General features: G+C 41.4%; 29 protein-coding genes and 1 other annotated feature. Of the genes, 1 reads left to right on the plus strand and 28 read right to left on the minus strand.

Annotated elements, in window-relative coordinates:
• Positions 1–67: 67 nt before the first annotated feature.
• Together AC1Q59_RS18390 and safA are read right to left on the minus strand one after the other, a co-directional pair.
• On the minus strand, positions 68–1054 hold the full coding sequence (locus AC1Q59_RS18390) for a phosphotransferase (protein ID WP_492367316.1): 987 nt from the start codon (positions 1052–1054) through the stop codon (positions 68–70).
• Entirely contained in the window at positions 1044–2717 is a 1674-nt protein-coding gene (safA, locus tag AC1Q59_RS18395; RefSeq protein WP_492367317.1) for a SafA/ExsA family spore coat assembly protein, read from the minus strand. The genes AC1Q59_RS18390 and safA overlap by 11 nt, the downstream gene beginning before the upstream one ends.
• Before the next feature lie 233 nt (positions 2718–2950).
• Between safA and AC1Q59_RS18400 the strand changes: the two genes are divergently transcribed.
• A complete protein-coding gene (locus tag AC1Q59_RS18400; RefSeq protein ID WP_492367318.1) occupies positions 2951–3484 on the plus strand; it encodes a transcription repressor NadR in 534 nt (177 codons plus the stop codon).
• Positions 3485–3575: 91 nt separating this feature from the next.
• Here AC1Q59_RS18400 and pheA read toward each other — a convergent pair whose 3' ends face one another.
• The 26 genes from pheA to AC1Q59_RS18530 all read right to left on the minus strand — a co-directional run bounded on the left by pheA (position 3576) and on the right by AC1Q59_RS18530 (position 26454).
• Positions 3576–4457, minus strand: a complete 882-nt coding sequence (gene pheA / locus AC1Q59_RS18405) for a prephenate dehydratase (RefSeq protein WP_492367319.1) — start codon at positions 4455–4457, stop codon at positions 3576–3578.
• A 122-nt stretch (positions 4458–4579) separates the two neighbouring features.
• Positions 4580–5035 (minus strand): ACT domain-containing protein, encoded by a 456-nt coding sequence (locus tag AC1Q59_RS18410; protein ID WP_492367320.1) that lies wholly within the window; start codon positions 5033–5035, stop codon positions 4580–4582.
• Positions 5036–5061: 26 nt separating this feature from the next.
• The gene (gene obgE / locus AC1Q59_RS18415; RefSeq protein ID WP_492367321.1) at positions 5062–6351 is read right to left on the minus strand and encodes a GTPase ObgE; all 1290 of its coding nucleotides are present in this window, start codon (positions 6349–6351) and stop codon (positions 5062–5064) included.
• Positions 6352–6428: 77 nt separating this feature from the next.
• Entirely contained in the window at positions 6429–6962 is a 534-nt protein-coding gene (locus AC1Q59_RS18420) for a Spo0B C-terminal domain-containing protein (RefSeq protein WP_492367322.1), read from the minus strand.
• Positions 6963–7254: 292 nt separating this feature from the next.
• Positions 7255–7548, minus strand: a complete 294-nt coding sequence (gene rpmA / locus AC1Q59_RS18425; RefSeq protein WP_009333115.1) for a 50S ribosomal protein L27 — start codon at positions 7546–7548, stop codon at positions 7255–7257.
• A complete protein-coding gene (locus tag AC1Q59_RS18430; RefSeq protein WP_492367323.1) occupies positions 7549–7890 on the minus strand; it encodes a ribosomal-processing cysteine protease Prp in 342 nt (113 codons plus the stop codon). It abuts the gene before it with no gap.
• A 9-nt stretch (positions 7891–7899) separates the two neighbouring features.
• Entirely contained in the window at positions 7900–8208 is a 309-nt protein-coding gene (rplU, locus tag AC1Q59_RS18435; RefSeq protein ID WP_492367324.1) for a 50S ribosomal protein L21, read from the minus strand.
• A gap of 13 nt (positions 8209–8221) precedes the next feature.
• Positions 8222–8300: a sequence feature (ribosomal protein L21 leader region), on the minus strand.
• A gap of 66 nt (positions 8301–8366) precedes the next feature.
• Positions 8367–9833 (minus strand): Rne/Rng family ribonuclease, encoded by a 1467-nt coding sequence (locus tag AC1Q59_RS18440; RefSeq protein WP_492367325.1) that lies wholly within the window; start codon positions 9831–9833, stop codon positions 8367–8369.
• 16 nt (positions 9834–9849) lie between these two features.
• Positions 9850–10716, minus strand: a complete 867-nt coding sequence (locus AC1Q59_RS18445) for a M50 family metallopeptidase (RefSeq protein ID WP_492367326.1) — start codon at positions 10714–10716, stop codon at positions 9850–9852.
• Positions 10709–11485 (minus strand): peptidoglycan DD-metalloendopeptidase family protein, encoded by a 777-nt coding sequence (locus AC1Q59_RS18450; RefSeq protein ID WP_492367327.1) that lies wholly within the window; start codon positions 11483–11485, stop codon positions 10709–10711. Before AC1Q59_RS18450 ends, AC1Q59_RS18445 begins: the two co-directional genes overlap by 8 nt.
• A gap of 181 nt (positions 11486–11666) precedes the next feature.
• Positions 11667–12470 (minus strand): septum site-determining protein MinD, encoded by an 804-nt coding sequence (minD, locus tag AC1Q59_RS18455; protein WP_492367328.1) that lies wholly within the window; start codon positions 12468–12470, stop codon positions 11667–11669.
• A 1-nt stretch (position 12471) separates the two neighbouring features.
• Positions 12472–13152: a septum site-determining protein MinC gene (gene minC / locus AC1Q59_RS18460; RefSeq protein WP_492367329.1), complete on the minus strand. Its 681-nt coding sequence runs from the start codon at positions 13150–13152 to the stop codon at positions 12472–12474.
• Between the two features lie 207 nt (positions 13153–13359).
• Positions 13360–13875, minus strand: coding sequence for a rod shape-determining protein MreD (mreD, locus tag AC1Q59_RS18465; RefSeq protein ID WP_492367330.1), 516 nt, complete (start codon positions 13873–13875; stop codon positions 13360–13362).
• Positions 13872–14756, minus strand: a complete 885-nt coding sequence (mreC, locus tag AC1Q59_RS18470; RefSeq protein WP_492367331.1) for a rod shape-determining protein MreC — start codon at positions 14754–14756, stop codon at positions 13872–13874. The genes mreD and mreC overlap by 4 nt, the downstream gene beginning before the upstream one ends.
• Positions 14757–14861: 105 nt before the next feature.
• Positions 14862–15878, minus strand: a complete 1017-nt coding sequence (locus AC1Q59_RS18475; protein WP_492367332.1) for a rod shape-determining protein — start codon at positions 15876–15878, stop codon at positions 14862–14864.
• Between the two features lie 153 nt (positions 15879–16031).
• A complete protein-coding gene (radC, locus tag AC1Q59_RS18480; protein ID WP_492367333.1) occupies positions 16032–16721 on the minus strand; it encodes a RadC family protein in 690 nt (229 codons plus the stop codon).
• Positions 16722–16770: 49 nt separating this feature from the next.
• Positions 16771–17358, minus strand: a complete 588-nt coding sequence (locus AC1Q59_RS18485) for a Maf family protein (protein ID WP_492367334.1) — start codon at positions 17356–17358, stop codon at positions 16771–16773.
• Between the two features lie 294 nt (positions 17359–17652).
• Positions 17653–18720 (minus strand): hypothetical protein, encoded by a 1068-nt coding sequence (locus tag AC1Q59_RS18490; protein ID WP_492367335.1) that lies wholly within the window; start codon positions 18718–18720, stop codon positions 17653–17655.
• Between the two features lie 118 nt (positions 18721–18838).
• Positions 18839–19546 carry a hypothetical protein gene (locus AC1Q59_RS18495; protein WP_492367336.1) on the minus strand — a complete coding sequence of 236 codons (708 nt, stop codon included), beginning with the start codon at positions 19544–19546 and terminating at the stop codon, positions 18839–18841.
• Positions 19543–20148 carry a hypothetical protein gene (locus tag AC1Q59_RS18500; RefSeq protein ID WP_492367337.1) on the minus strand — a complete coding sequence of 202 codons (606 nt, stop codon included), beginning with the start codon at positions 20146–20148 and terminating at the stop codon, positions 19543–19545. Before AC1Q59_RS18500 ends, AC1Q59_RS18495 begins: the two co-directional genes overlap by 4 nt.
• A gap of 2 nt (positions 20149–20150) precedes the next feature.
• The gene (gene pilM, locus AC1Q59_RS18505; RefSeq protein ID WP_492367338.1) at positions 20151–21143 is read right to left on the minus strand and encodes a type IV pilus biogenesis protein PilM; all 993 of its coding nucleotides are present in this window, start codon (positions 21141–21143) and stop codon (positions 20151–20153) included.
• Positions 21144–21158: 15 nt separating this feature from the next.
• Complete coding sequence (locus tag AC1Q59_RS18510; protein WP_492367339.1) at positions 21159–21914, minus strand: prepilin peptidase; 756 nt, start codon at positions 21912–21914, stop codon at positions 21159–21161.
• A 38-nt stretch (positions 21915–21952) separates the two neighbouring features.
• Complete coding sequence (locus AC1Q59_RS18515; RefSeq protein ID WP_492367340.1) at positions 21953–22420, minus strand: type IV pilin protein; 468 nt, start codon at positions 22418–22420, stop codon at positions 21953–21955.
• A gap of 115 nt (positions 22421–22535) precedes the next feature.
• Positions 22536–23741, minus strand: a complete 1206-nt coding sequence (locus AC1Q59_RS18520; protein WP_492367341.1) for a type II secretion system F family protein — start codon at positions 23739–23741, stop codon at positions 22536–22538.
• Position 23742: 1 nt separating this feature from the next.
• A complete protein-coding gene (locus AC1Q59_RS18525; protein ID WP_492367342.1) occupies positions 23743–24783 on the minus strand; it encodes a type IV pilus twitching motility protein PilT in 1041 nt (346 codons plus the stop codon).
• A 12-nt stretch (positions 24784–24795) separates the two neighbouring features.
• Positions 24796–26454, minus strand: a complete 1659-nt coding sequence (locus AC1Q59_RS18530) for a GspE/PulE family protein (RefSeq protein ID WP_492367343.1) — start codon at positions 26452–26454, stop codon at positions 24796–24798.
• Positions 26455–26459: the final 5 nt, after the last annotated feature.

Raw genomic sequence — 26459 nt, forward strand, 5'->3', positions numbered from 1 at the left:
CGTTTGCTGCAAAAAGTGAGCAATATGCTCACTAATAGTTTGTCAGCTAAAGGGGGCTTTCATTCTGTCAGTAACCACCAGCTATTTGGTTCTTCAGTTCTTTAAAGAATTCCTGTCTAGCCTTAAATTGGGAAACAGTAATCTCCAGGAGCTGATTAATTTTATCCTCATTTGATAAATAAGTCCTATCCCGTATTGCCCGATTCCATTCGCGGAAGATATCAGTTGGAAATCCCAGACCGTATATAAAGCCTTTTTCATGTAAATATGGAGCCATTCTATCGAATGAGGATAATTTTTCAAAAGACCAGTCTAAATTTGGCAGAATTCGGTTGGCAAATTGCAGATAATCACAATGAGGTGTTCCAAGACTGATGAGATCAAAATCAATCAAATATAACTGATTATTTCTCCCCCGCAGAAAATTATGATGAGCAACATCCCCATGCAATATTACTTTCTTCCCCTTTTTAAACATTTGACCTTCTTGGCGGATTCCTTTTAATGACCAATCAGCCCAATACAGCAATTCATTAATAATCTCTTTCTGGACATAATATCGGACAACAGGCAAATGACTTAAAAAAATTGATGTCCGCTCCACCCATTTATCCACTTGCTTAAAAACAGAAAGCCGGTCTTTAAAAGTTTCTGTTAGTTTTTCTGTTGCCGTATGATATCTTGCTAAAAGGTCAAGAGCTTCCTTTTGGTGCTTTTCTTCACTGTAAGTAAAGCTTTCCTCCGAGGGCTGCAAATATTCAATCGTACCGTAATACTTTTTTTCAAAAAATAACGGGGGGCTATTTGCCAGTTGGTAAAATGAATAGGTTTGAGAAAATCCTTCTTTTAGTAATGCTTCTGAAAGATCATTTTGGTTCATGTACCTTTGATAAGAGGAGAAGCCTTTTAAAATAAACTCTATATTTTCTCCTTCGATAAAATATACATTTTTTCTAATTGGCTTCATCTCGTTAATCTTTACCTTCAACTGCTTTTGCAAATAGGAGAAGAGACGATTTTGATATAAATCGTCTCCTCCATGTTTATACGTCATATTCACTGCTTTCATCATCTTCGCGCGGCATACCAAAAGCATAACCATCGGCAAATTCAGTTCCATATGGATTCATATATGGCTGGCCAAAGCCCATTTGTGGTGCATAAGGTGCTTGGAATTGAGGTCCCATCGCATATCCTGGAGCAACGCCAGCTGGTGCGGCATAGCCGCCAGGTGCAGGAAATCCTCCTGTTGGAAGTGCTCCCGGAAAGCCTGGTGCATAGCCTCCTGGCATTCCCGCTGGGTAACCTCCCATTGGATAGCCTGGTGCATAGCCTCCCGGCATTCCCGCTGGATAACCTCCCATTGGATAGCCTGGTGCATAGCCTCCCGGCATTCCCGCTGGATCGCCGCAGCCACATCCTGATTGCGATCCCACTGCCTCAGGCATATATGGGGTTTGCATTTCAGGTGTGTACAACGGCATTTGCGGCATTTCTGGAGATTCTTGAACCCCCTGCACTTGCATCATTTCTGCCCCTGGCTGACCATATGGCATTTGTCCATAATATCCTGTTCCTGGCATTGCTGGATTATATTCCATCATTGGCTGCTGATAGAATTGAGGCATTTCCATAGCCGGTGCATTAAATGCAGGCTGCTCCATTTCTTCCACTCCCATTACCGTTCCAGGCATTTGAGGAAGAGGATGCTTCCCATACTCATACGGCATTGCCTGCATATGGTGCTGCATCATTTCAGAAGAGGAAGAGGATGATGACTCCTCAAATCCATAATCCTGTACCCCAGCCACGCCATACTGTGGTGCCAGATTTGGCATTTGCTGCGGCATTGGCATCATTTGTGCCCCTTGAACCTGACCGTATGCAGGCATTGGCATCGGCATTGGCATTGGCTGATGATAGCCGCCATAGCCGCCGCAGCATGAGCATGGATTTACTGGGGCAACTGGATAAAAACTTGGTTGATGTGGATACATTGGCTGATAATACCCTCCTTGAACTTCTTCGTATGATTCCATTTCGGACATTTCTTGTACTTCCTCTGCAGCTGGTTTTACGGATTTTACCGGTTTTACGGATTTTATCGGTTTTACTTCTTTTGCAGGTTTTACTTCCGGTAGGATATTTACTGGTTTTGGCTGTTTTACTTCCGGAAGAATATTTACCGGTTTTGGAGGTAGCACAGGAGCCTTTGGCGCCGCCTGCTGCTGGACAGACAAATTGGCCATATTCATCATATAGTAGTTATTTATATCGATCTCCGGGATAATTGGCTGGGGCATCTTAGGAATGAATGGCTTTGCGGGAACTTCTTTTGGAATTTCAACGCTTGGTGCAACCACTTTTGGTATTTCTTTTGGTATTTCTTTTGGTACCTCCGCTTTTGGTGGTGCCTCCATTGGCGTTTCTTTTACTGGCGTTTCTTTTACTGGCATTTCTTTTGGCGGGGCCATCGGCATTGTTTTTGGCATTTCTTTCTTAGCACCCATGTTGATGTTAGCCTGAGGCATGGTCCCTTGCGGCATTTCTTTCTTTATGGAACCCCCTGCTGATGGAACTTTTATTTTCATTCCGGGCATAATCATATCAGGATTGCTGAGCTGTGTATTCATCTTTTTCAGCTCTTCAAAATCAACGCCGTACTTCTTGGCGATCTTCCAAAGCGTATCCCCTTTTTGTACGATATGGATCTTCACTCTGATTTTCCCTCCTAGTCATAAGTCCATATAGTGTATGACAAAATGGGCAAATTGCTAACAATCTACACAAAAATCTATGCTTTATTTATCCAAATTATGATAGCGTCACGGATATATAGTAAATTCTAAAAGGGGCGGCCAAGCAAAAAACTCACATATGTGCCTTTAGTTAATTTTGCCCGGCAAATATGATAAAATGGGCATAATTGGGATGTAAGGGTGATGACAAAATGGAACAGAAAAAGATTCTTGGAGAAGAAAGAAGGGAATTACTTCTTCAGCTGCTAAAAGATAATGGTGCGCCAATTACAGGAAGCGAGCTTGCAGCAAGAACAAATGTAAGCAGACAGGTCATTGTTGGCGATATCACCTTGCTTAAAGCAAAGGGGGAACCCATCATTGCAACAAGCCAAGGTTATATGTACCTTAAGCAGGCATCCTTATCCGCAACAGTGGAACGTACCATTGCCTGCAATCACAGTCCGGAAAAAGCTGAGGAAGAATTAACTATACTGGTTGACTATGGGGTCACCGTAAAGAATGTAACCATTGAACATCCCGTCTACGGGGATTTAACCGCATCAATCATGGTATCTAATCGCAAAGAAGTTAAGCAATTTATGAATAAGGTAAAATCAACCAATGCCGCCTTTTTGTCAGAACTAACAGAAGGCATCCATCTTCACACGATTTCAGCATCGACAGAGAAAATAATTAATGAAGCAGCTGATGCTTTAAGAAACGCTGGAATATTAATTGAATAGGCCACATATAGCATGATAGCGTCCTTAAAAATCCCAGCAGCCAAAACGAAAGCAGCGGAGAACATGCCCCGCTGCTTTTATTTGTCTATATTTATTCCTGTATCGCTACGCTTGATTTTTCTGAGCTAATTTGAAAATATGGGTAGCTTCCAAGTATTTTCACTTTACAGCCTAATGCTTCAAGTTCTGCAGTTGCTCCCGGAATGAGCACATCATCTTGTTTCATTTCTGCGTCAATAATGAAGAAATAATTTCCCAATCCGGTTTTCATCGGTCTTGACTCGATTTTAGAAAGGTTGATTTTCCTCCATGCAAATGCTGAAAGTACCTGATGCAGGGCACCCGACCGGTCTGAAGGCAGCATAATCATTAATGTTGTCTTATGCCCTTTAAATATTGGGCGATCTTCCTTTAATGGCTGCGCCTTTTTAGAAATGATTATAAATCGTGTATGATTATGTTTGGCATCATGAATATCTCTGCTGACAATCTCCAGTCCATATTCCTCTGCAGCCAGTTCGTTTGCAATCGCTCCAGCTAATAAATTCGGATGGTCCTTTACATATTGAGCCGCTGCTGCGGTAGATGTTGTATTTTCGCAGGGAATCCCCTTCAGCTCTTTATGTAAAAATTTATGGCACTGGGCAATCGCATGTGAGTGGCTATAAACAATGCCAGTTTCTTTCCATTTATCCTTGTTTTGAGGGTGTACCATAAAATGCTGACGAATCGGACAAGTAATTTCACCGATGATTGGCAAATCCACTTCATGGATTAAATAATCAAGCGTAATATTTACAGATCCTTCTAATGCGTTTTCTATGGGAACCACCGCTAAATCAATTTCATCATCCACAATAGCATCGAAACATTTGGGAATTGTTGTATAGGGCACTGACTCTTCAGCTGGAAACATTTCTCGGACAGCAATGTCAGAAAATGTTGCTTTCGGCCCTAAAAAGCCAATTCTCATGATCATCTCTCCCTTTAATCTATTATATACACTTTACCACTTTAGCCTATGGATGTGCGAATTTTTTTAACCTTTTACTTTAAAAAAATTTGCCAAAAAAAAGGTGCTGAATCTGGCAGCCATTATGCACCAGATCCAAGCACCTCTACTTTTTCCACAAATTCTAATTTTGTTAAGCGAGCAAGCAGCTCATCAAATTCAATGCCCATTTCCGTAACATTTAATGAGAGGGTGACGTTTGCTCTTCCCTGAAGCGGAATCGTCTGGTGAATGGTCAATACATTGCACCCTGCAGATGCCACAACACTTAACAGATGTGACAAGGTCCCTGAACGATCTTCCAAATAGAAAAATAAAGTAACTAATTTTTCCTTTACAACCGTATGGAATGGAAATACCGTATCCCTGTATTTATAAAAGGCGCTCCTGCTCAAATCAACCTTTTGTACGGCATCCCAAACGGATTCTGCCTTTCCGCGTTCGATCATTTCCTTTGCATCCAATGTTTTTTTCATGGCCTCCGGTAAGACATCTTCACGAACAAGGAAAAACTTTTTATCAATTTTAGCCTGTCTCATTTCCCCCACCCCATTAACCTTAGAGGTTACTCAATAAACTCGAATTCATAGTCCATCAGCTTGACTGTATCCCCATCTTTTGCTCCTTTTTCACGCAAGGCTTCATCAACCCCCATACCCCTAAGCTGTCTGGCAAAGCGGCGGACGGATTCATCCCTTGTGAAATCAGTCATCTTAAAGAGCTTTTCAATTGCATCACCAGTTACAACAAATGTACCGGCTGGATCTCTCGTAATTTCAAATTCCTTCTGTTCTGCCTCATGCTTATAAAGAACACGATGAACTCCTGTCTCCTCCTCTTCCTCATGCAGCGGGAATTCAGGAGTTTCTTCTATTTTATCAGCAATGGCAAATAACAGTTCTCTCAAGCCTTGGCGTGTAATTGCTGATATTGGAAAAATCGGATAGTCCTCTTGGATTTGTTCTTTAAATTTCGCTAAATTCTCTTCAGCCTCAGGCATTTCCATTTTGTTCGCTACAATAATTTGCGGTCTTTCCATCAGCCTCAAATTGTATTCTTTTAATTCCTTATTAATGGTTATAAAATCTTCATAAGGATCTCTTCCTTCTGTTGCTGCCATATCAATCACATGAACAATAACCCTTGTCCGTTCGATATGACGCAGGAATTGATGGCCTAGGCCTACCCCTGAGTGTGCACCTTCTATAAGACCTGGCAAATCAGCCAGCACAAAGCTGCGTCCATCATCTGTTTCAACCATTCCAAGATTCGGGGCAATGGTTGTAAAATGATATTCGGCAATTTTAGGCTTTGCTGAAGAAACAACGGAAAGCAAGGTGGACTTTCCTACACTTGGAAACCCGACCAAACCAGCATCAGCAAGTAGCTTTAATTCAAGAACGACTTCTCTTTCAATACCAGGCTCCCCGTGTTCTGAAAGCTCAGGAGCTGGATTTGCCGGTGTAGCGAACCGGGAATTGCCTCTTCCTCCGCGCCCGCCTTTTGCAATGACTGCACTTTGTCCATGCTCGGTAAGATCGGCGATTACCTCATTGGTTTCTGCATCCGTCACTACCGTGCCTGGAGGAACTTTTACAACCATTTCTTTGGCATTTTTACCATGCTGATTTTTAGACATCCCGTGCTCTCCGCGGGGTGCCTTAAAATGTCTTTGATAGCGGAAATCCATTAAGGTGCGCAGGCCCTCATCAACTTTAAAGACCACGTCTGCGCCTTTACCGCCGTCTCCTCCGGCAGGACCGCCCTTTGGAACATATTTTTCCCGGCGAAAGGCAACCATTCCATTGCCTCCATCTCCGCCTTTTACATACACTTTTACACGATCAACAAACATATAACTCCTCCTGTCTTGGCTGATCCATCTCTGGTAACAGCAAGAACATTGTTTCAATATGTAACTTTTTTTGGCCGCTATTTTGAGGAGAAGAACACTTCAAGTGACAGCTCATAATCAGAAATTTCCTGATTGACAACCGCAAGAAATCCATCCCTTGACAGGAATTCCTCAATCTGGCCTATATCTGTTATTATCCCTCTAAAATCAAAAAAGAAACGGGTTCCTGTCAATTGCGGGTCTATTGTCACTGTTAAATGATTTTCATAGTAAGGTTTAATAGAAGCATTTAAACAAGCAAAAAAATCATCTGTCCATTGAGCCAGTCCCTCATCATCTATGTACTCACATTTCAAAACATCCAATACTTCATAGTCTACCTGAAAGCGCTGGTTATTCCAATTATATGTAAGCAGCAGGGTGGCAAACCTCGGCAAATTCAAATTAGTGAGGTTTGCCTCCTCACGCGCATCACTGACAATTTCGTCAATAATTTCATTTGCCCTGTCAATTTTATTAAGAGACAAATTGCCCTTAATGAGCTGAATTTTGTTTAACCAATCATGGCGTGCATACCGCAGCACCTCGACCGGACTCCAATCTGTTTTCATATATGCACTCCTACACTGATTTTTTCTATTTATCTCTTATCTCGCTGGGAGTGAAGATTCAATCTTGCGAAAAAACCGCTTTTATGTAAGTATAACAAAAAAGTCAAAATTCGTAATCATATTTTAACCATATGAACCCAGATTGCTTTAGCGCTTTACATCACTGGGGGCCTGTCCCCCAATGCTTTAATGCTTTACACTATCGGGGGCCTGTCCCCCAATGCTTTAATGCTTTACACTCAAAGGCCAAAAAGAAAACTCTAACCTTATGGTTAGAGTTTTCCTTCCATCATTATGCTTCTTGAGCTGCAGGATATACGCTTACTTGCTTGCGGTCGCGTCCAAGACGTTCGAATTTAACAACACCGTCCACTTTCGCGAAAAGTGTATCGTCTCCGCCTTTTCCAACGTTTACTCCAGGGTAGATCTTTGTTCCGCGCTGACGGTAAAGAATGGATCCGCCAGTTACGAATTGTCCGTCTGCACGCTTAGCGCCAAGACGCTTCGAGATAGAGTCACGGCCGTTCTTTGTAGAACCTACTCCCTTTTTAGACGCAAACAACTGAAGGTCTAATTTCAATAACATTTATTCCACCTCCTGATCTTTGAAGGTAATTTTTATATTCTGTCCGTATTCCTCTTCAATGGTCTGCAATGAGACAGCCATTCCTTCAAGAAGAAGCTGAATTTTCTCGTGTACATCCTTCGGAAGATTTTCCGGAATGGTACAGCGGAGAAAACCGTCGCCCTGCTCAATTTCTGGAGTGATGCCGGTAAGGGCATGCACGGCATTAATTGAACCGACAGATACAGCTGATGCACCTGCACAGACAATATCTTTTCCTCTTTCAGCAAAAAAAGCATGACCGCTGATTACAAATGATTGAATGATACCGGAATGATTACGATAAATCGTAACTTCGATCATCTTTATACCTTAAGCGTTGATTTTTTCAATCACAACTTTAGTGTATGGCTGACGATGACCTTGCTTCTTGTGATAGTTTTTCTTCGCTTTGTACTTGTAAACAATAACCTTTTTAGAACGGCCTTGTTTTTCAACTTTAGCTGTAACAGTAGCTCCGTCAACAACAGGGCTTCCTACTTTCACTTGGTCTCCTCCAACGAAAAGAACTTTATCAAAAGTAACTGTTTCTCCAGCTTCAGCGTTTAATTTTTCGATGTAGATAGCTTGACCTTCTTCTACACGTACTTGTTTACCACCAGTTTCAATAATAGCGTACATGAACTGCACCTCCTCTTAGACTAAGACTCGCCATCCCAGGCGTTTTGCAAAAGCAAAAGCTTAAGACCTGTTCTGCGCGGTTGTAGCACGGGTGCTACAGATATAACATGAAAATATTATCATAATCCATCATAACATGTCAATGCGGAAATTTCATACTAGAAGTTGATTTTTGCTCCAATCATAAGGTCCGCAGTATTACCAAACCGCCTGATTTCATAGTAGGGAAGAGCTGATTTTTCAACATGAAAAATGACTTCAAGCTGGAGCATTTCTTCTATTCTTTTTTTATGAACCTTATCTGCACCAGAAAAAATTCTCTCTACATCTTCTGAAGCTTCAATCAGCACAGCTTCAGCATCTCCTCCACGGTGCTCCCACAGTTCACGTTCCAGGCGGAACACGAGCGTTTCCGGGCTGAGAATCCTTCCAGTTCCATCACAGGAAGGGCATTTAACTGTTAATGCCTCTGACATGGCTTGTTTGGTTTTCTTGCGGGTCAGCTGAAGAATTCCAAGCGGGGTAAAGCCGATAACATTTGTCCGTCTGTCATCTTTTTTCAGCTCTGCCTCTATGATATCCATGATATGCTTTCTGTCTTGATCGTCTTTCATATCAATAAAATCAATTAAAATCATGCCGGCAATATCACGAAGGCGGATTTGCCTTGCAGCTTCAGCGGCAGCCCATTCATTGGTTTTAACAACCGTTTCCTGCAGATCATTTTTGCCAGAAAATTTTCCTGTATTCACATCAATAATTGTTAAAGCTTCTGCTTCATCAAAAATCAAATATGCACCATTATTTAGCCAAACCACGCGCTTTAGCGCTTTTTCAATTTCATAGTCAAGCTTATAGGCAGAAAAAATATTCTCCTTGCCGGTGTATAATTTAATCGGAATCTCTGTATGTTTTTGCAGAAGATTTTTTAAGCTTAGGTCATCGGTAAGAATTTCACCAGAATCCAGCTTTTTTATTTCCCTGAGCAGTTCATCTAAAAAGGCATTTTGCTCCAACACCTTTCCAGGCTTTTTCATTGATCGTGCTTTTTGCAAAATCTTTTCATATTCTGCTCGTAAATTGGATAATTCATCAGCAATGACGCTATCAGATTCGGCTTCAGATGAGGTGCGGAAAATAAGCCCTTCCTGCTCTTCTTTTAATTGAAGGCCAAAAAGCCGTATCTTCTTTCGAATACGGCTATCGGCAATCTTTTTTGATATGGCGATATACTTGCCCTCTGGCATGTAAATCAAATGATTGCCAGTAAGCTCGATTATGTTTGTCAGTCGCGGCCCTTTTGTTCCAGCCGCATCCTTTTCGACCTGAACCAGAAGCTTTTCACCTTGATGGACGAAGGAGGTAATCTGTTGACTCAAATGTTCCTCCTTGCGCTGGACAAAAGCGACAAGCTTATCCCGGTGCAAATATCCATTTTTCCCCTCGCCGATATCAACAAAGGCAGCATTCATTCCTGGCAGCACCTTTTCTACTCTTCCGAGGTAAATATCGCCCACACTAGAATGGTGTTTCGGCTGGTCAATAAAAAGCTTGATTGGCGCATCGCCATCGAGCAATGCAAATCGTTTTTCCCTTGTGAGATGGTTGATAATTAATTTATACAATCGTGTAGCCTCGCTTTTAATAGGAATACAATAAATCACTAATCGGTGAAGTCACCATTTTTTCAGTAAAATAAGCGTGCAGCAGCTCATTTTCATCTAAACTGCCTGTTTCCTTGCCGTCCTTTTCAATGATAATAGGATGTTTACATCCTCTGCGGAATTTCTCCAAAACATGAATGATCATTTCATCCTCTGCGACAATGATCGGTACTAATGCTCGCAGCTCGCTCGTATTTCCATAATACCGTTCAAGGAGAAAACGAAGGAAAACATATCTGCTCTGTTTCCATTCATGATACAGGGAAAATAGCAAAAAAGCCAAGATCACCCAAATGTTTAATTGGATAGGACTAATAATCAAAACAGAAATGATAAATAAGAGCACTGCCCCAATAGACACCTGCAATGCTTTTTGATGTGCATCCGGAAAAGCGCGGTGAAAAGAAAGCCACAGGAAGACAAGCTTGCCGCCATCCAGCGGCCAGATTGGCAGTAAGTTAAAAAGAAGAATCATTAGATTAAACTGGATAAATAACAGGTAGATCCCATCATGAATGAGAGAAAACTCCATAAGCAAAAAAGCCAATCCCATCATCCAAAGGTGCTGAAGCGGACCTGATAAAATAACAATGACTTCCTCTTTCAATGGCCTGTTTCCATGCTCGTCCATTTCCGCAACACCACCAAAAGGCAGCAGGGAGATCCTCTTAATTCTCCACGAAAAAAAAGACGCTGCAGCCGCATGCCCCATTTCATGTACAAAAATTATCAGCAATAAAAGAGACAACTCTAAAAAATGTGCGGTTGCAACAGCCAGTCCAATAATCGCCCATAAGAGCGGATGAATATGAATATATTTTATCAATCCAGCAATTTTAATCAAATGGTATCACCTGTATAGGGTCGACGAAGTCATCTCCTTTTTTAATCGCGAAATAAAAGGACCCCTTCGTTCCATCCTTCATATTTGTTGATTTCCCAAGCTCTTTTCCTTTTTCGGCATACTCGTAAAGACTTACATTTATCTCTTCTAAATGGCCGTACCATGATTCACTATTATCTGCATGTTTGATAATGACTGTTTTTCCAAAGCCATCCTTTTTCCCGGCAAACTTGACAAGACCTTCACTCATAGCTTGTACAGGGGCATCTTTTTCCGTTTCAATCGTAATTCTTTGGCCATTTTCCCGAAAGTCCTCAAGAATCTTTGCCGAAGCAGGCAGGGCATAATCAATGGATTGCGTTTTGTCCTCTCCATCCTTTTTATCGTCTGATAGGGGCAGGAGGGCCAGAGGCTTGCCGAATTTTTCCTCATACCAATTCGCCACAGCCACGAATTGAAAGTCATTTTCCATGGTATTTTTCACGAAATTTCTCGCAGGATCAAGGGCTGAAGCTCCATTTTTAAACATGATTGCAATCAATAAGAACAGACAGGCCGATGCCAGTATCTTAAATAGAAACCATTCCTTGTTAAAAAGCGGATGAGTTCCTTCACCGCTTTCCCCTTCATATGAGGCCATTTTGCTGAATCCATAGCGCTCCTCATCTTCCGGCCACATGACCCGGTTCTGAACGTTTTTCTTCACCCTGTCGCGCTCTCTCTTTCTGCGTGCCACCCGCTTTCGAATATCGTCTGCTCGTGATCTCATATACTCCCCACCATTCCTCATCAATTCCTTTGTACAAGTCTATGAGTTGTCCCAAAAGAGTATGACTGGATAGAGAAAAATCATCTTCGGGACACGGTGCCTGTCCCCCTGTCCGCCAGAGACAAGCACTATGTCCGCTCCATAAAAAAATGCCAGGGGAGTCCCTGACATTTAAATGCATTTATTTTACACCAAAGAATTTTTTGATTTTCGAAAAGACGCTTTGCTGCTCGTCCTCAAGCGACTGAAGAGGAATAGACTCTCCCAGGATTCTGCGGGCAATATTTCGATAAGAAATAGATGCTTTGCTGTTAGGATTTAGAGCTATGGGCTCGCCATGGTTAGATGCCTTGATGACTTCATCGTCATCTGCGACAATCCCGATTAAATCAATGGAAAGGTGGGCAGCGATTTCGTCAACATCAAGCATATCCCCATTCTTCATCATTTGATTGCGGATTCTGTTAATAATCAGCTTTGGCGGTTCAACATGTTCTTCCTTTTCAAGAAGACCGATAATTCGATCGGCATCTCTAACGGCAGAAACCTCTGGTGTAGTGACTACAATAGCCTTATTAGCACCAGCCACAGCATTTTTGTATCCGCGCTCAATACCAGCTGGACAGTCGATAATGACATAATCATAGTCCTGCTTTAGTCCATTGACCAATTCCTTCATTTGTTCAGGGGAAACTGCCGTTTTATCACTTGTCTGAGCGGCTGGCAGTAAATAGAGCAAATCATCAAAACGCTTATCTTTTACAAGTGCTTGGTGGACCTTGCAGCGGCCTTCCAGTACATCGACAAGGTCATAGATAATTCTGTTTTCAAGTCCCAAAACAACATCTAGATTTCGCAGACCAATATCTGTATCAACAAGACAAACCTTCTTTCCCTGCAAGGCTAGAGCTGTACCTAAATTGGCAGAAGTCGTTGTCTTACCGACCCCTCCTTTACCGGATGTGATCACAATTGCTTCTCCCATCCTAGTATCCCCCTTCCATTCTTGTAATATTCGGTCTAAGATGCATTAAAACTTGCAATCTATCAACATGAATTTGATTGTTTTCATCTATGTACGCACATTCCATTTCCCGTTTTTCCTCATCAGAATACTGGTCCGGTGCCCTTGTAATACAATCACTAATCCGTATTTGCGAAGGCTTCATAACCGATGCAGCGACGATTGCTTCTCTATTTCCGTTAAAACCAGCATGAGCGATTCCTTTTAATGAACCCATTACAAAAATATTTCCCCCGGCAATGACCGTACCTCCAGGATTCACATCACCAACCAGCAGCAAATCTCCAGGGACTTGAAGAACCTGGCCAGATCGCACGATTCTTGTCACAGGCACTATTTGTTCTTCCTCTTTTAATTTTTCTGCTTCATCCCTTGTGATAACATTCGAAACAACGGAATCAACTGCTAAGTTTTTCTTTTGCCGAATTAAATCCTTTAATTCCTCTTCCTGGTCCTGGGATAAATATCTATTGCCAACCTGAACCTTTACTCGAATGAGATGGTTATCACGGGATTTTGAGCTTTCTGAAAGTTTATAATCGATTTCTTTTTTTAAATCCTCGTACGCGCAACGATCATCAAGATGAAGTGTCAGCCCATCCTTTGTTCCTTTAATCGTTACATTTTGAAATTTATTATTCATATCAAGCTGTTCACCTCAAATGAAACACATAGCGTCCCCTTTTTAGATATTCATCAAAAAAGTGCGCACCTCTAAATAAAAAGAATTCGACATTATTTGGTCATATTCCTTTTTTCTAAAATAATTTTTGTGATTTTTGATTTGCATTTTTGTTTAGAAAAGAGCTTGGAGGACCACATGGAATCAGGAGAATATAAAGAAAAAGATTCACGTCTCCAAGCTCTCTGTTAATTTGCTGAAGTGCTTCTTAAAAGGATAAACGGTTAAGATGATAAATCCAAGGTTTAAAATAAGTGTTGGCCATAAACGCGATGATAGATAATTGGAAAAGTTCATATCCGTCTTATGAATTAGAAAATTCATCTCATAAACACCAATTTCAAGAATCGCGGCCCCAAAAAGACAAGCAAACGACACCATGAAAATGTTAGTCTGCAATATTTTCATTAACTTCGAAATTAGATAAGCCACAATAGGGAACATAAACAAATATATACCAATAATGCCTGTGTAAACAACATCAAATAATAATCCAAAAATAAGGCTGTAAATCAATCCATACCTATTTGGACCATATAATGTTAAAAACAATAAAGCAATAAGTAAAAATCGCGGAACAAGAATAAATTTCCCTTCAAAAATATCAGCCGGCAGCAGCTCTACAAACACGCTTTCGCCCACAAAGAGCAAAATTAACAAGAGAGGAAGAATAACCTTTCTCAAAGCTCCTCCTCCTCTGCATCAATCATATCTTCTAACTCTGGCTTAAGTGCACTTCTTTTGACAACCATGACATGTTCAATATCATAAAAATTCGCGCCTGGCTTCACATAGGCTGTTTGTGTCAAACCATACTCTGCAGGCACAACCTCTGTGACTTTTCCTATTGGAAGATTTTTTGGGAACACGCCGCCCATTCCAGAGCTGATAACATTTTGGCCTTTTTCAATTTTTGCATCAGATGGAATACGCTTTAAGAGCAATAGTCCTTTTTCCTTATCATATCCCTCAATTAATCCAAAATAGCTTTTTCCATCTGCCTGCACTTCTGCAGAAATTCTGTTTTTGGGATCCATAGAGCTTAACAGCTGAATCGTTGATGTGAAGTTTTGACTATTGGTTACTTTTCCAATTAATCCATTGGCAGTAATCACAGCCATATTTTTCTCGATTCCATTCTTTGTCCCTCTATTAATTATTAGAAGCTCATTCCAGCGATCTGGATTACGGCCGATCACGGTGGCTTGGATTGGCTCAAAGGCACTAAGTGAATCCTTCTTATCAAGAATTTCCCGAAGCTCTGCATTATCTTTTTTCAGCATTTGCACTTCTGATTCAAGACGCGCAAGCTCATCTAGCCGCTTTTTTAATTCCTTATTTTCCGTATATGTATTCTGCAAATCTTTCACATTTTCAAAAAATCCAGATACATAGTGGATTGGACGGGATACAGCCGTTTGCACCCAGCCAGTTGTATCCTTTATAAATTGTTCAGGCCAGCTTAACTGTTCTCGATCCTTCAAAGAAAACCCAATTAATGCCACGAGAATAATAATACTGACAAGCAAAATAATCAGGCGTTTATTCAAGAAGAACTGTGGCATTTTCTACACCTCTAATTTTTTTATACCTCACTAAAACACGAAGGGAGCCCAATCACCAAGAAAAAAGTGAATGGGCTTCTTTACGCTATTAATCTTATTACACATTTAACGGGAATCTTTTGCCTTGTTTTTGAAAAGATCAATATGATCCAATGCCTTTCCAGTGCCAATCGCTACACAGTCAAGCGGATTTTCGGCAATCAATACAGGCATATGTGTTTCTTCACTGATGACCTTGTCCAAATTACGAAGCAAAGCGCCTCCTCCGGTCAGCACAATTCCCCGATCCATAATGTCTGCAGCAAGCTCTGGCGGAGTCTTTTCAAGGGTTACCTTTACAGCATCAACAATCGAATAGACTGTATCATGAAGTGCTTTGGCGATTTCCTTAGCTGTGATTTCAATTGTTTTCGGAAGCCCTGTCAAAAGATCCCGTCCACGAATTTCAATGTTTTCAATTCCCTCAGGGTCTCCAGCTGATCCAACTTCGACCTTAATCATCTCAGCTGTCCGATCTCCAATTAAAAGATTGTAGGTTTTGCGGATATAATTAATGATTGCCTCGTCCATATCATTACCGGCCACGCGAACAGATTGGCTTGTTACGATGCCGCCTAAAGAAATAATGGCAACCTCGGTAGTTCCACCGCCAATATCAACAACCATGCTTCCTGTTGGCTCCCAAACAGGCAGATTCGCACCGATAGCTGCGGCAAACGGCTCCTCAATTGGATAAGCATCTCTTGCGCCAGCTTGCCTTGTTGCATCAATGACTGCACGCTGTTCAACTGCGGTTATCCCTGATGGTACACAAACCATCACATACGGTTTTCCTGAGAATACGCTTTTATTTTTCACAGCCTGCTTGATATAATATTTCATCATTACAGCTGTTGTTTCATAATCAGCGATAACCCCGTCCTTCATTGGGCGAAGTGCCACAATATTTCCAGGTGTCCGGCCGATCATGTTTTTCGCATCATTTCCAACCGCGACAATATTTTTGGTATCTGTTTGCAAGGCAACGACAGAGGGCTCTCTGACAACAATCCCCTTCCCCTTAATATATACAAGTGTATTAGCCGTTCCTAGATCAATTCCAAGATCCTTTGTTCCAAACATTGCTGTATCTCCCTTTCTGATACGAAATGCATTTCAATAGATAAGGTAATTATTCAAAATATTCAAAGAAAATCTTATTTATTGTCGATTATTTTTTGTTGACTAAAAAAGCATAAACAATATTATAGCCTATCGTCAAATAAAAACATAGTGTTATAAATAACCTTTTTCCTTAAGGCTGACGAATTTATTCTCGCCGATAATAAGGTGGTCAAGAACTTCAATCCCGATAATTTTTCCGCACTCAACCAGCCTTTTGGTCACCTCAATATCTTCCCTGCTTGGTGCGGGATCGCCGCTCGGATGATTATGCAGGCAAATAATAGAGGCAGCGGATCGCCTGAAAGCCTCTTTGAACACCTCCCTCGGGTGCACAATACTTGCATTCAGACTTCCAATAAAGACAGTTTGCTTGTGGATTACTTGATTTTTTGTATTCAGGTATAAACAAACGAAGTGTTCTTGTGAAAGGAAGCGCATATCGTTCATCATATATTTTGCGCCATCTTCAGGCGAGCGGATGGTGTATCTTTCATTATAATTAAGATTTGTAATTCTTCTGCCAAGTTCTACAGCAGCAAGAAGCTGAATAGCTTTTGCCGTTCCAATTCCTTTGATAGAGGTCATCTCATCTAATGATGCGTCCTTTAGAAGTCTAAGTCCATCAAAATGGGTCAGCAGCCTGTTTGATAACTGCAGGACAGATTCGTCCTTTGTTCCTGTGCCTAGCAATATCGCTACTAATTCATGATTTGCCAAGCTTTTCGGGCCATTTTGAATAAAGCGTTCTCTTGGACGCTCATCCTGTGGAAAGTCCCTAATCATTAATGACTGTTTCTGCATGGTATACCTCCCTTTTTTGGGGTGAAAGGGAGTCCGTTAAAAAGAAAACCTATAGCAGGGACGGAATTATATATCCAGCCTTTTTTAATTCTCGAACCGTTCTTGAAACAGGAAGCCCTACGACTGAAAAATAGTCTCCTTTTATTTCTTTAACAAGCATGCAGCCAAAGCCTTGAATGCCATAAGCCCCCGCTTTATCGAAAGGTTCACCGGTGTCAATGTAAGCTTGGATTTCTTCGTCTGACAGCTCCCAAAACACCACATCTGTTTTCACATAAAACTTTTCCACTTTTTCCGGGGCAATTATTGCCACGCCTGTATAAACGGAATGCGTCTTACCTGACAATGCCTTAAGCATGTCAAATGCTTCTGTCGAATCTTTCGGTTTGCCTAGAACCTTACCGTCCAAAACAACGACCGTATCGGCCCCGATAATAAATGACTCCGGCCCCTGGCCCTTAGATGCACCTACTGCTTTTGCCTTTCTGCTAGCAAGCTCCATGACAATTTCATCAGGGGTTAACTTAGGATCAAAGTTTTCATCAGCGTCACTGCTGGCAACTTCAAATGTTAATTGAAGATTTTCAAGAAGTTCTTTTCGTCGTGGAGAAGAGGAGGCTAAAATGAGGTTTTGCATGTAATCACCTTACCTTTATTTTGTCTCAGCTTGGGAGATACAACCTAATCGTACCAAAATTCAACAGGACAAACAATTTATTTCAACAAGATTCGGCAAATTTCTCAGAATGGACAGGGGGACAGGCACCTTGTCCCGTTTTTCGGGACAGAGTGCCTGTCCCCCTGTCCGCCAACTATAAGAGGTCTGTCGAAAATAGTTCAACAGACCCCCATAATATGTGTTATTTCCTAGAAAATATTCGATTATAGGAATAATATGTCATATTAAGTTGCTATTAACATACAGCAGGTATTATAAAGTCTGATAGATTCCCATGAAGTCTAGCAATGATTGCTGGAGCTTTGTTAAAGCAGCCTGATCTTTTGATGCCTGATAGGCATTCACTTGTGCAAAGGATTCCTTTAAGTCTTTTTCGATTTGAACAATTTTTTCGTTTTTAAGCTGGCTAGAATCGATGGTTTTAAAGACTGCTTCCTGTTTCTTTATATTTTCTGCTGACTGCTCGGAAATCGCCTGACTTAGCATTCCATCGGCTGCCCCTGCCGCCAATGCGCTATACACCGAAGACAATGAATTTAGAAGTCTCTTTTCCTCGGAAGAAATCCCGTCCAATGTTTTTTCTGGCAATGTAATTTCTTTAGCGAACACTTCTACCCCTTTGCTCTTGAGCTGGCTGCCTATCGCTTTTGCATGCTCAATGCTATCGGCTACTCCCAAATAAATATAGGCTTTTCCATCCAGTTCAATAATCTGTGCCGGCACACCCTTTTGAACCAATTCCTCTTGAATGGTTTTGGCTGATTCCGCACTCGAAAAAACCCCTCCCTGAACAATTGACGCCGGGATTGATGCTAGTTTGACTTCTTCTGTGGGTGTTTGTATTTTTTCCTCTGCCTGTTTTTCAGCCATTACAGGCTGATCTTTTTCTATCGTATTTTCCGTGATTACTAGCTTGAGCATAATAAAACCAAAGCTTGTCCCTAATACAACAGCAAAAAATACAGTAAGAAACACTGAGGTAAGAAAGCTGTTTTTTGGCTGTTTGCCAAAAGAGAATGAACGTTTTTTCTTTTGTTTTTTTGGTTTTGGAAGAATATTATATTCTTTAATAGAAGGTGTTTCCATTTCCTCTGGCAAAATCCAGTCAAAGTCATTCTCTTCAAGCTCCTTGGCCGCTGCGGATTCAAGTTTTCCTGTTTGCTCCGGAATTTTTTTGAACGTCTTTTGTTTCTTTTCAGCTGTGTCTTCATTTTTCCCTTCATTTTTTCCTTCATTTTTCGGCAATCGATTTTCAACGAAAGACCGATGCTGCCCGTTTATCTTTATCGTAATGGTTTTCTCTTTTTCCGGCCTGTCCAATATGCTGCCTCCCCCCATGTCGATATACTAGTTTTGTTTCATCCTATCATATCGAAAAAAAAAAATAACAAGACTTTTGTCGTCTTGTTACTTCTGATTTTCGTCAAATTTTTCAATTTTACGATTCTTGATTAACAGAGCTGCTGAATGGGTCCTTTTTATGGCTAGGTTCCGGTATCTCGGCTTGTGGAAGGTCCTCAGCTAAATTCGTTAGGTCTGGCATATAGAAAGCAGCTAAACGAATTTGATAAGTGATATTTTTATTATCTGAAACCATCTCTTCCATACCTGAAAAAGCTATATTCTCAACACTGATAATACGCTTTTGCTGTTCGAGTGTATCAATGAATGTTTCCATATCAATATATGCTGGTGATTGGACAGTTAATGTCACAATCAGCTTCTTTATCCCATGCGGCAATGCAGCATTCTTCGATTCTGTCTCACCCTTTATACTGCCTGCCTCTTCTTGTGAGTTTTCCGATGCCTTTAGATCCTCGTCAGCAAACTCCATATTCTTCACAAAGCTATTAGATACAACTTCAGCTTTTTCAATATCCAGCATCAGCTGATCGGCAAGAGGCTTAACCGGAATTCGATTCTGCAGACTTAAGGTGCTATCATATGCCATTGAAGCAGACCCGTCGAGCTGATTTTCAATCGCTGACAGAAGCTGTTTTTCTGTTTCAAGCTCCTTTTGTTTGTTAGACAATGAGGTCTTCATCGGCTGAATATATAAGAAATACAATCCTATTAAAAGGAGAACGATGACCGTTATGCCTATTGCTCCAATCATCTTTTCTTTTTTCGAAAATTGAAGGGTCATTCCTGCTCCCCTCCCTGCTGGTCCAAAGTCTCTGCTTTAAGCACGGTTTGATTGAGATCAATCGCAAATTCTGCGTAATAGCGAGGAATAAACGGATCATTGCCTAGCCCGTTTTCTGTATCTTGTTCTTCCGTTGTGAGTGATAAAATTTTTGCGTTCACGACCCAGTCAGAGTCCAGTAGAGCTCTTAAATAATAAGCTGCTTCCCTGCTTGTGTCGAATTGGATAACAATCTGGCTAACGCTGGCTTCCTGATAATCTAATGATTGGATCAAGCCGCTTTCTGGCAGGAGCTCCGTAAGTTTTCTAAGCAAAGGAACTGTCTTTAGCGGATAATCTTCAGCCCATTGCACAGCATTTTGCAGATTTTCACTAGAGTCAGAGGTACCAGAATCTATCACCTTCTGCTGTTCTGCAGCAACCAGCTGCTTCGTCATTTGAACCTGCTGATCCATTGCCTTTATTTCATTCTTATGCAAATGGCCTATGAAAAAGAGGATGGATAGCCCAATAATCAATAGAAATAAAAGGAGCCCGGCAAGCACGAAAATGGGTCTATTTCTTGATTCCTTTTTAGGCAGTAGGTTGATTTCAACAAGCATGATTACACCTCTTTTAAAGCGAGCCCCAGGGCAAGATAGTGTGTTCTAGGAAACTGATTTTCTGCTGCTGAGACTATCGAGCGTCCGTCTATTAATAAAATCGGAACATCATAGCGCTTCCTCATTTCATCAGCGATCCGCGGAAGAAATGGATGATCTCCGTTTAGCAGAATTTTTGATACTTGCTGCTTTCCCTGATGGATCGAATAGCGGTAGAAATCCATTAACTTGCTGATTTCTTTATATTGATCCTCAAATAGAAATAGAAGCTCATCTTTTTCCCCTAGAAATGATAGTTCATAGTTACCTAGTTTATTAAGGTGAATATTCCATTGTTCTTCATCCGCATCAACAGCAATATGGTGCATAAAGAATGGAATGGAACCTTCAAAAATACAGAGATTGACTTCATTTAAATCAAATTGGACCATTAAAAGCCTCTCATCTTGTTCGGCCATATTTAAGTGATCATAGAGACGATAGAGGGCAAGCGGTGAAATATCAGCTGCTTTCGGCGAAAGCTTCACTTCCTGAAAAAGGGCTGTGTACTCCGTGACATGTTCTTCCTGGGCAGCAAATATAAGCAGCTCTCTTTTTTCTGTCCCATTTGACAAAATATGTATATCAAAGACTGGTTCTTCAAATGGCAGATGAATGCTTGAGCCAAGTTCTAAATAGAGATACCCATGGATTTCATCATCTTTTACATCCGCGGGAATAGAAATCTTTCTGATAATCACAAACGGGTCTGGGACAGTAAAACGGATAGAACGCTTTTGAATTTTCCAATCAGAAATACATTCCTCGAGAATATTGGCTAACGTTTCATAATCAGCGATTTTTCCGTCGGTGATAATTCCAAAGGGAATATACCTTTCCTCCCATCTAAGCACGGAAAGCGGCTGCTTACTCTTTAATTCTACTAAGCGAATGGAATAATCATTAATAATGATGTTGATGGTTCGATGATTCCGGGAAAAGAGGGAAAGAGGCATAGTAATTCTCCTTATTTAACCAGCTAAAAATTGAAGGTATTTCAGCAGGATCATATCTCCATAAAAATAGGCAGTTAAGGTACCTGCTGCAATAAAAGGGCCGAATGGAATCGGATTTTTCCTTTTTACCTTTCCTGTCATTAAGCCAATGATACCAAAAATTGCCCCGTATAGGGCAGAAATAAAAAAGGAAATAAATACAAGCTTTATTCCCATTACAAAACCAATGAGGGCAAACAGCTTGATATCTCCTCCGCCCATGCCGCCTTTGCTGATAACAGCGATAAAAAGGAGCAAAAGAAATCCAGCTGCGGCACCTGCTAAAGAATCCCACCATGGCTGCAGCGGGATCACAATTCGTTCCAACAAAAAAATCCCCGTAAAAAACAGCAGTACTTTATCAGGGATAATCATATAAGTGATATCTGATACAAAAATAATAATGAATAAAGAAATCAGCGTCCAGGCAACAAACAGTTCATTTGTCCAGCCTAGGATAAGCGGCGCAAGAACAAACAGGAGACCAGTCGCTAACTCCATCAATGGATAAATAGGAGAAATGCGCGCCTTGCATTGGCGGCATTTCCCCCCTAAAAACATATATGAGAACACAGGAATCAGCTCAAACGCGGTGAGCTGATGGTGACAATGCGGACAGGCCGAACGCGGAGCCACAATCGACTGCTTCTCAGGCACGCGCAGACCGACTACGTTGTAGAAAGAGCCGAGTATTAGACCTAGTATAAAAATGGATATTAATAGATATAGCATGATCTAACACTCCTAAATTTAAATTCTTTTAGTAGAATCTAATCCTTTTTTGGTTCAGTTGGATCAGTTGGTTCAGCAGGAGCACCTGTCTTATACGTATAGGAATTAACTTTCGAAAGATCACCTTCAATAGTTTTCTCTCCATTTTTATCCCCATTTTTTGCTTCCGCAGTCATTGTTATTTTACCATTTGTTGTAATAGTAACTGAATAAGAATCAAGATTGTTTACTTCTTCGATAAACTCCGCTAACTTATTATCTTCATCACTTGAATTTATTGTTAAATCTGAAGAAGGGGTACCGTTTGCTGCAACATATAACTTAGCTGAATTAATTACTTGAATTGCATCTGCTTTAGCAGCTTCAAACTTAGACTTCGCAATTACATTCCCAATACTAGGCACAGCAATCGCCGCAATAATCCCCAAAATTACGATAACTGCCAGCAATTCAACAAGCGTCAAGCCCCGCTGATCCTTCAGCCTTTTACCAATTTTCTTTAACATGTAAATCTTCCTCTCCCATTTATCAATCTTCAAAATACAAGACTAAAGTCTCACCCATATTATACTAGACACTATTTCTATTAATATAGTGCTAAATGTTAATTTTTTGCTAACATTAGTTAACCTGGTTAAATATTTCTAGCATCGGCACCATGATAGAGGTGACGATTGTTCCGACCACTCCAGCCAGTAAAACAATCATGATCGGCTCAATGAGTGATTTAATTCGGTCTGTGCTGTTTTCTACCTCTTTTTCATAGAAATCTGCCACTTTCCCTAGCATCGCATCAAGGGAACCAGTTTCTTCGCCAATGGCAATCATTTGCGTAACTAGAGGAGGAAAGGCCCAATGCTTTTTCATCGGCTCGGTCATCGAGCGCCCTTTTTCAAGAGCATTTCTCGACTCACGGACTACCCGGGCTATGACTTCATTCTCAACGACCTTTTCGACGATGGTCATCGCCTGCAGAATCGGCACAGAGCTTGTAAATAATGAGCTCAGTGTTCTTGTCATCCTGGCCAAAACGGCCTTCTGCAGCATTTTCCCAAACACAGGAATACGCAGGATAAAATAATCTAAATAATACTTTGTCTGGGCGTTTTTCCTTATTATACCTATACCGGCAACAATACTAACGAAAAACAAAACAACCAGCCACCAATAGGCCTGCATAAATTCACTCGATTTTAATACAAAGCGGGTAATCGCCGGAAGCTCTGCACCAAAATCAGCAAACATCGACACAAAGGTTGGAACAACAGAAACAAGCAGAAAAATTACTACGGCGATCGCAACAATGCCGACTGCAATCGGGTAGGCCATTGCTGATTTGATTTTCTGCCTTGTGTTATGCTGCTTCTCAAAGTGCTCAGCAAGCCTGTCCAGCGTTTCATCCATATTACCGCCTGCTTCACCCGCTCGGACCATATTAATAAACATTGGCGTAAATATTTTCTTATGCTTAGCCGCGGCATCCGATAAAGGGTTGCCTTCACGAAGCTCTTGCTCAATATCTAATAGGGCTTTTTTTAACGCCTTGCTGTCGGTTTGTGCAGCGAGAATCTGCGTCGAATCTACGACAGATACCCCTGCTTTTAAGAGGGTTGAAAATTGCCTTAAATAAATGACAAATTGCTGAAGCTTCACAGGATTCCCAATAGAAATATCCTTTGTCAGAAAGGATTCGGGAACCTCATTGATTTCTAAGACCCTGACTCCTTCAGCCCTCAGCTGCAGCATGGCTTCCCTTTTAGATGCAGCATTGATGACTCCGTCTTTTTTTCCTCTTCTATCCCTGCCTGAATATTTAAACCTTGCCATCTTAAAGGACAATCTCCTGCAGATATGGCTCTGCGGCCTCTTTTGAAATAGCTCCAGACTGAACTAGCTCCTTAATACTGCTTTCAAGCGTGTGCATGCCTTGGGCGCGGGATGTTTGCATGATATTAATTATTTGATGGATTTTTTCATTACGGATTAAATTTCCAACAGCTGCATTATTAATCAGGATCTCTGTTGCTGCTTTCCTTCCCTTTTTATCCTCCCGCTGAAACAGTCTTTGCGAAATAATTGAAACTAATACTGTGGCCAGTTGAATGCGAACCTGTGCCTGTTGGGAAGGCGGAAATACATCAATAATTCGGTTAATCGTAGCCGGTGCACTTGAGGTATGCAAGGTGCCAAAGACTAAATGTCCGGTCTCTGCAGCAGTAATCGCTGTTTGAATCGTTTCTAAATCACGCATCTCTCCAACAAGAATAACATCGGGATCCTGGCGAAGGGCTGCTCTTAAACCATTAGCAAAATTCTTTGTATCAAACCCGACCTCCCGCTGGTCAATAATAGAGTGACCGTGCCTATGAAGGTATTCAATCGGGTCTTCAAGAGTAATGATATGCTTGCGCATCGTCTCATTCATATAATGAATCATCGCTGCAAGAGTCGTAGATTTCCCGCTCCCCGTCGGTCCTGTCACTAGAATAAGGCCCTGCGGCTTTTCAGAAATTTTCATTAAAACATTAGGCAATTCTAGCTCATCTATCGTTGGAATCCTTTGTGGCACAACCCTGATGGCCAGTGAGATACATGAACGCTGATAATATGTATTCACGCGGAATCTCGAAACTCCGGGAATTCCGTAAGAGAAGTCGAGTTCGCCTTTTTCTTTAAATTGCTCCCACATATGTTCAGGGATAATGGCTTTTGCCATTCCTTCTGTATCCTCGGGCCGTAAATGATCCTTCCCATACTTTTTCAAGTCTCCATTAATCCGCATAATTGGCTGAATCCCAACGGTTAAATGAAGATCTGACGCTTTTAATTCAAATGCGGCGCGCAATAAATAGTCTATTTTATCCTTCATGTCTTGCACCACCTACTCCAGAGTTGCCACTCGTAAAATTTCTTCGGTTGTTGTTACACCCTGCTTAACTTTCAGCAGACCATCATCAATGAGAAAAATGGTTTTATTTTTAATCGCAAGCTCTCTCAGTCTAGTAATCGATTCACTGTTCATAATTGTTCTTTTCATTTCATCATTGATGACAAGAACCTCATGGATAGCTAGTCGCCCCTTATAGCCTGTCATATTGCATGAAGAGCATCCGCGGCCTCTTTTCACTTTTTCAACCGTCATGCCCCGTTTGGCGAAGATGTCTATTTCCCTTTTTGTTGGCTCCTGTTCCTCTGCACAGTCGCGGCATACTCTCCTGACAAGCCGCTGAGCAACAATTCCGCTGAGTGAGGAAGCGACTAGAAAGGGTTCTACCCCCATATCCAGCAATCTAGTAATCGTGCCAATCGAATCATTTGTATGCAGCGTACTCAATACCAGATGGCCGGTAAGTGAGGCACGGATAGCAACCTCAACCGTTTCCTTATCACGAATTTCCCCAACCATGATGATGTTTGGATCCTGACGAAGAATCGAACGAAGCCCAGCTGCAAAGGTCATCCCGACATTCGGGTTTACATGGATTTGGTTAACGCCTTCAAGCTGATATTCAACAGGATCTTCTATCGTAATAATGTTGACCTCTTCACTATTTAATTTATTTAATGCCGCGTATAGGGTCGATGATTTCCCTGATCCGGTCGGTCCAGTTAACAGAACAATCCCGGTCGGCTTTTCAATCATATCTGTAAATCGCTTTAGATTTAATTTATTAAAGCCCAGTTTATTAATATCATTTAGCGAACTCCCTAGATCAAGAATCCGCATTACAATTTTCTCACCAAAAACTGTAGGCAATGTAGATATCCGCAGATCTACAGGGTGAAAATCGAGATTGGCCTTGATTCTGCCATCCTGCGGAATCCGATGTTCGGTGATATCCAGGTTCGCCATAATTTTGATCCTTGCCGTCAGCACACTTTGCATATGCTTAGGCAAAACCCTTTCCGTGCGAAGAACGCCATCAATCCGATAGCGGATGATTACCTTCGTTTCCTGCGGGTCTATATGAATGTCACTGGCCTTCATCGCAACTGCTGCTGATAGCATTTGATTAACAAGCTTAACGACAGGAGAATCCTCATCAGTAATTTTTTCTTCCTGGACCTGTGCTGCTTGCGGTTCGCCAAATAGCTCCTCAAAGCCTTCATCAAGATCATAGTATTTATTAATCGCCCGTAAAATATCGTCCTTTGTCGCGATGGCAGTCTCAATTTGAAACCCTGTTGATAGCCGCAAATCATCAATGGCAAAAAAATCCATTGGATCAGCCATAGCAACAAACAGCTTGTCCCCTTCTTTTTTTAAAGGAATAAGAAGCTTTCTTTTCGCCGTTTCCTTCGGGATTAAATTAAAAATCTTCGTATCAAAGGGGTAGCGGTACAGGCTAATATGGGGAATCCCAAGCTGAAACTCGAGAACCTCAATCAGCTGCTGTTCAGTGATATATCCCCTTTGCAGCAGTGCATCCCCAAGCTTTTGCCCATCGCTCTTTTCTCTTAAGGTGGTTATAAGCTGTTCCTCTGTAATTAAACCAGCATTAACTAGTAAATCTCCCAGGCGCTGTCGGGTTTGTGTCATTGTCC

The organism is Cytobacillus sp. MT66 (assembly GCF_058792595.1).

Coding starts and splice junctions, on each gene's coding strand:
- rplU (WP_492367324.1), bottom strand. CDS start 8,208: ATGTACGCTATTATTGAAACTGGTGGTAAACAAGTACGTGTAGAAGAA.
- radC (WP_492367333.1), bottom strand. CDS start 16,721: ATGCAGAAACAGTCATTAATGATTAGGGACTTTCCACAGGATGAGCGT.
- AC1Q59_RS18525 (WP_492367342.1), bottom strand. CDS start 24,783: ATGAAGGATAAAATAGACTATTTATTGCGCGCCGCATTTGAATTAAAA.
- AC1Q59_RS18400 (WP_492367318.1), top strand. CDS start 2,951: ATGGAACAGAAAAAGATTCTTGGAGAAGAAAGAAGGGAATTACTTCTT.
- pheA (WP_492367319.1), bottom strand. CDS start 4,457: ATGAGAATTGGCTTTTTAGGGCCGAAAGCAACATTTTCTGACATTGCT.
- minD (WP_492367328.1), bottom strand. CDS start 12,470: ATGGGAGAAGCAATTGTGATCACATCCGGTAAAGGAGGGGTCGGTAAG.
- AC1Q59_RS18520 (WP_492367341.1), bottom strand. CDS start 23,741: ATGGCAAGGTTTAAATATTCAGGCAGGGATAGAAGAGGAAAAAAAGAC.
- pilM (WP_492367338.1), bottom strand. CDS start 21,143: ATGCCTCTTTCCCTCTTTTCCCGGAATCATCGAACCATCAACATCATT.
- AC1Q59_RS18430 (WP_492367323.1), bottom strand. CDS start 7,890: ATGATCGAAGTTACGATTTATCGTAATCATTCCGGTATCATTCAATCA.
- obgE (WP_492367321.1), bottom strand. CDS start 6,351: ATGTTTGTTGATCGTGTAAAAGTGTATGTAAAAGGCGGAGATGGAGGC.
- AC1Q59_RS18500 (WP_492367337.1), bottom strand. CDS start 20,148: ATGCTTGTTGAAATCAACCTACTGCCTAAAAAGGAATCAAGAAATAGA.
- AC1Q59_RS18530 (WP_492367343.1), bottom strand. CDS start 26,454: ATGACACAAACCCGACAGCGCCTGGGAGATTTACTAGTTAATGCTGGT.
- AC1Q59_RS18410 (WP_492367320.1), bottom strand. CDS start 5,035: ATGAGACAGGCTAAAATTGATAAAAAGTTTTTCCTTGTTCGTGAAGAT.
- AC1Q59_RS18515 (WP_492367340.1), bottom strand. CDS start 22,420: ATGTTAAAGAAAATTGGTAAAAGGCTGAAGGATCAGCGGGGCTTGACG.
- AC1Q59_RS18475 (WP_492367332.1), bottom strand. CDS start 15,878: ATGTTTGGAACAAAGGATCTTGGAATTGATCTAGGAACGGCTAATACA.
- mreC (WP_492367331.1), bottom strand. CDS start 14,756: ATGCCACAGTTCTTCTTGAATAAACGCCTGATTATTTTGCTTGTCAGT.
- minC (WP_492367329.1), bottom strand. CDS start 13,152: ATGAATAATAAATTTCAAAATGTAACGATTAAAGGAACAAAGGATGGG.
- AC1Q59_RS18510 (WP_492367339.1), bottom strand. CDS start 21,914: ATGCTATATCTATTAATATCCATTTTTATACTAGGTCTAATACTCGGC.
- AC1Q59_RS18420 (WP_492367322.1), bottom strand. CDS start 6,962: ATGAAAACAGATTGGAGTCCGGTCGAGGTGCTGCGGTATGCACGCCAT.
- AC1Q59_RS18485 (WP_492367334.1), bottom strand. CDS start 17,358: ATGCAAAACCTCATTTTAGCCTCCTCTTCTCCACGACGAAAAGAACTT.
- AC1Q59_RS18450 (WP_492367327.1), bottom strand. CDS start 11,485: ATGAGATCACGAGCAGACGATATTCGAAAGCGGGTGGCACGCAGAAAG.
- rpmA (WP_009333115.1), bottom strand. CDS start 7,548: ATGTTATTGAAATTAGACCTTCAGTTGTTTGCGTCTAAAAAGGGAGTA.
- AC1Q59_RS18495 (WP_492367336.1), bottom strand. CDS start 19,546: ATGACCCTTCAATTTTCGAAAAAAGAAAAGATGATTGGAGCAATAGGC.
- AC1Q59_RS18390 (WP_492367316.1), bottom strand. CDS start 1,054: ATGACGTATAAACATGGAGGAGACGATTTATATCAAAATCGTCTCTTC.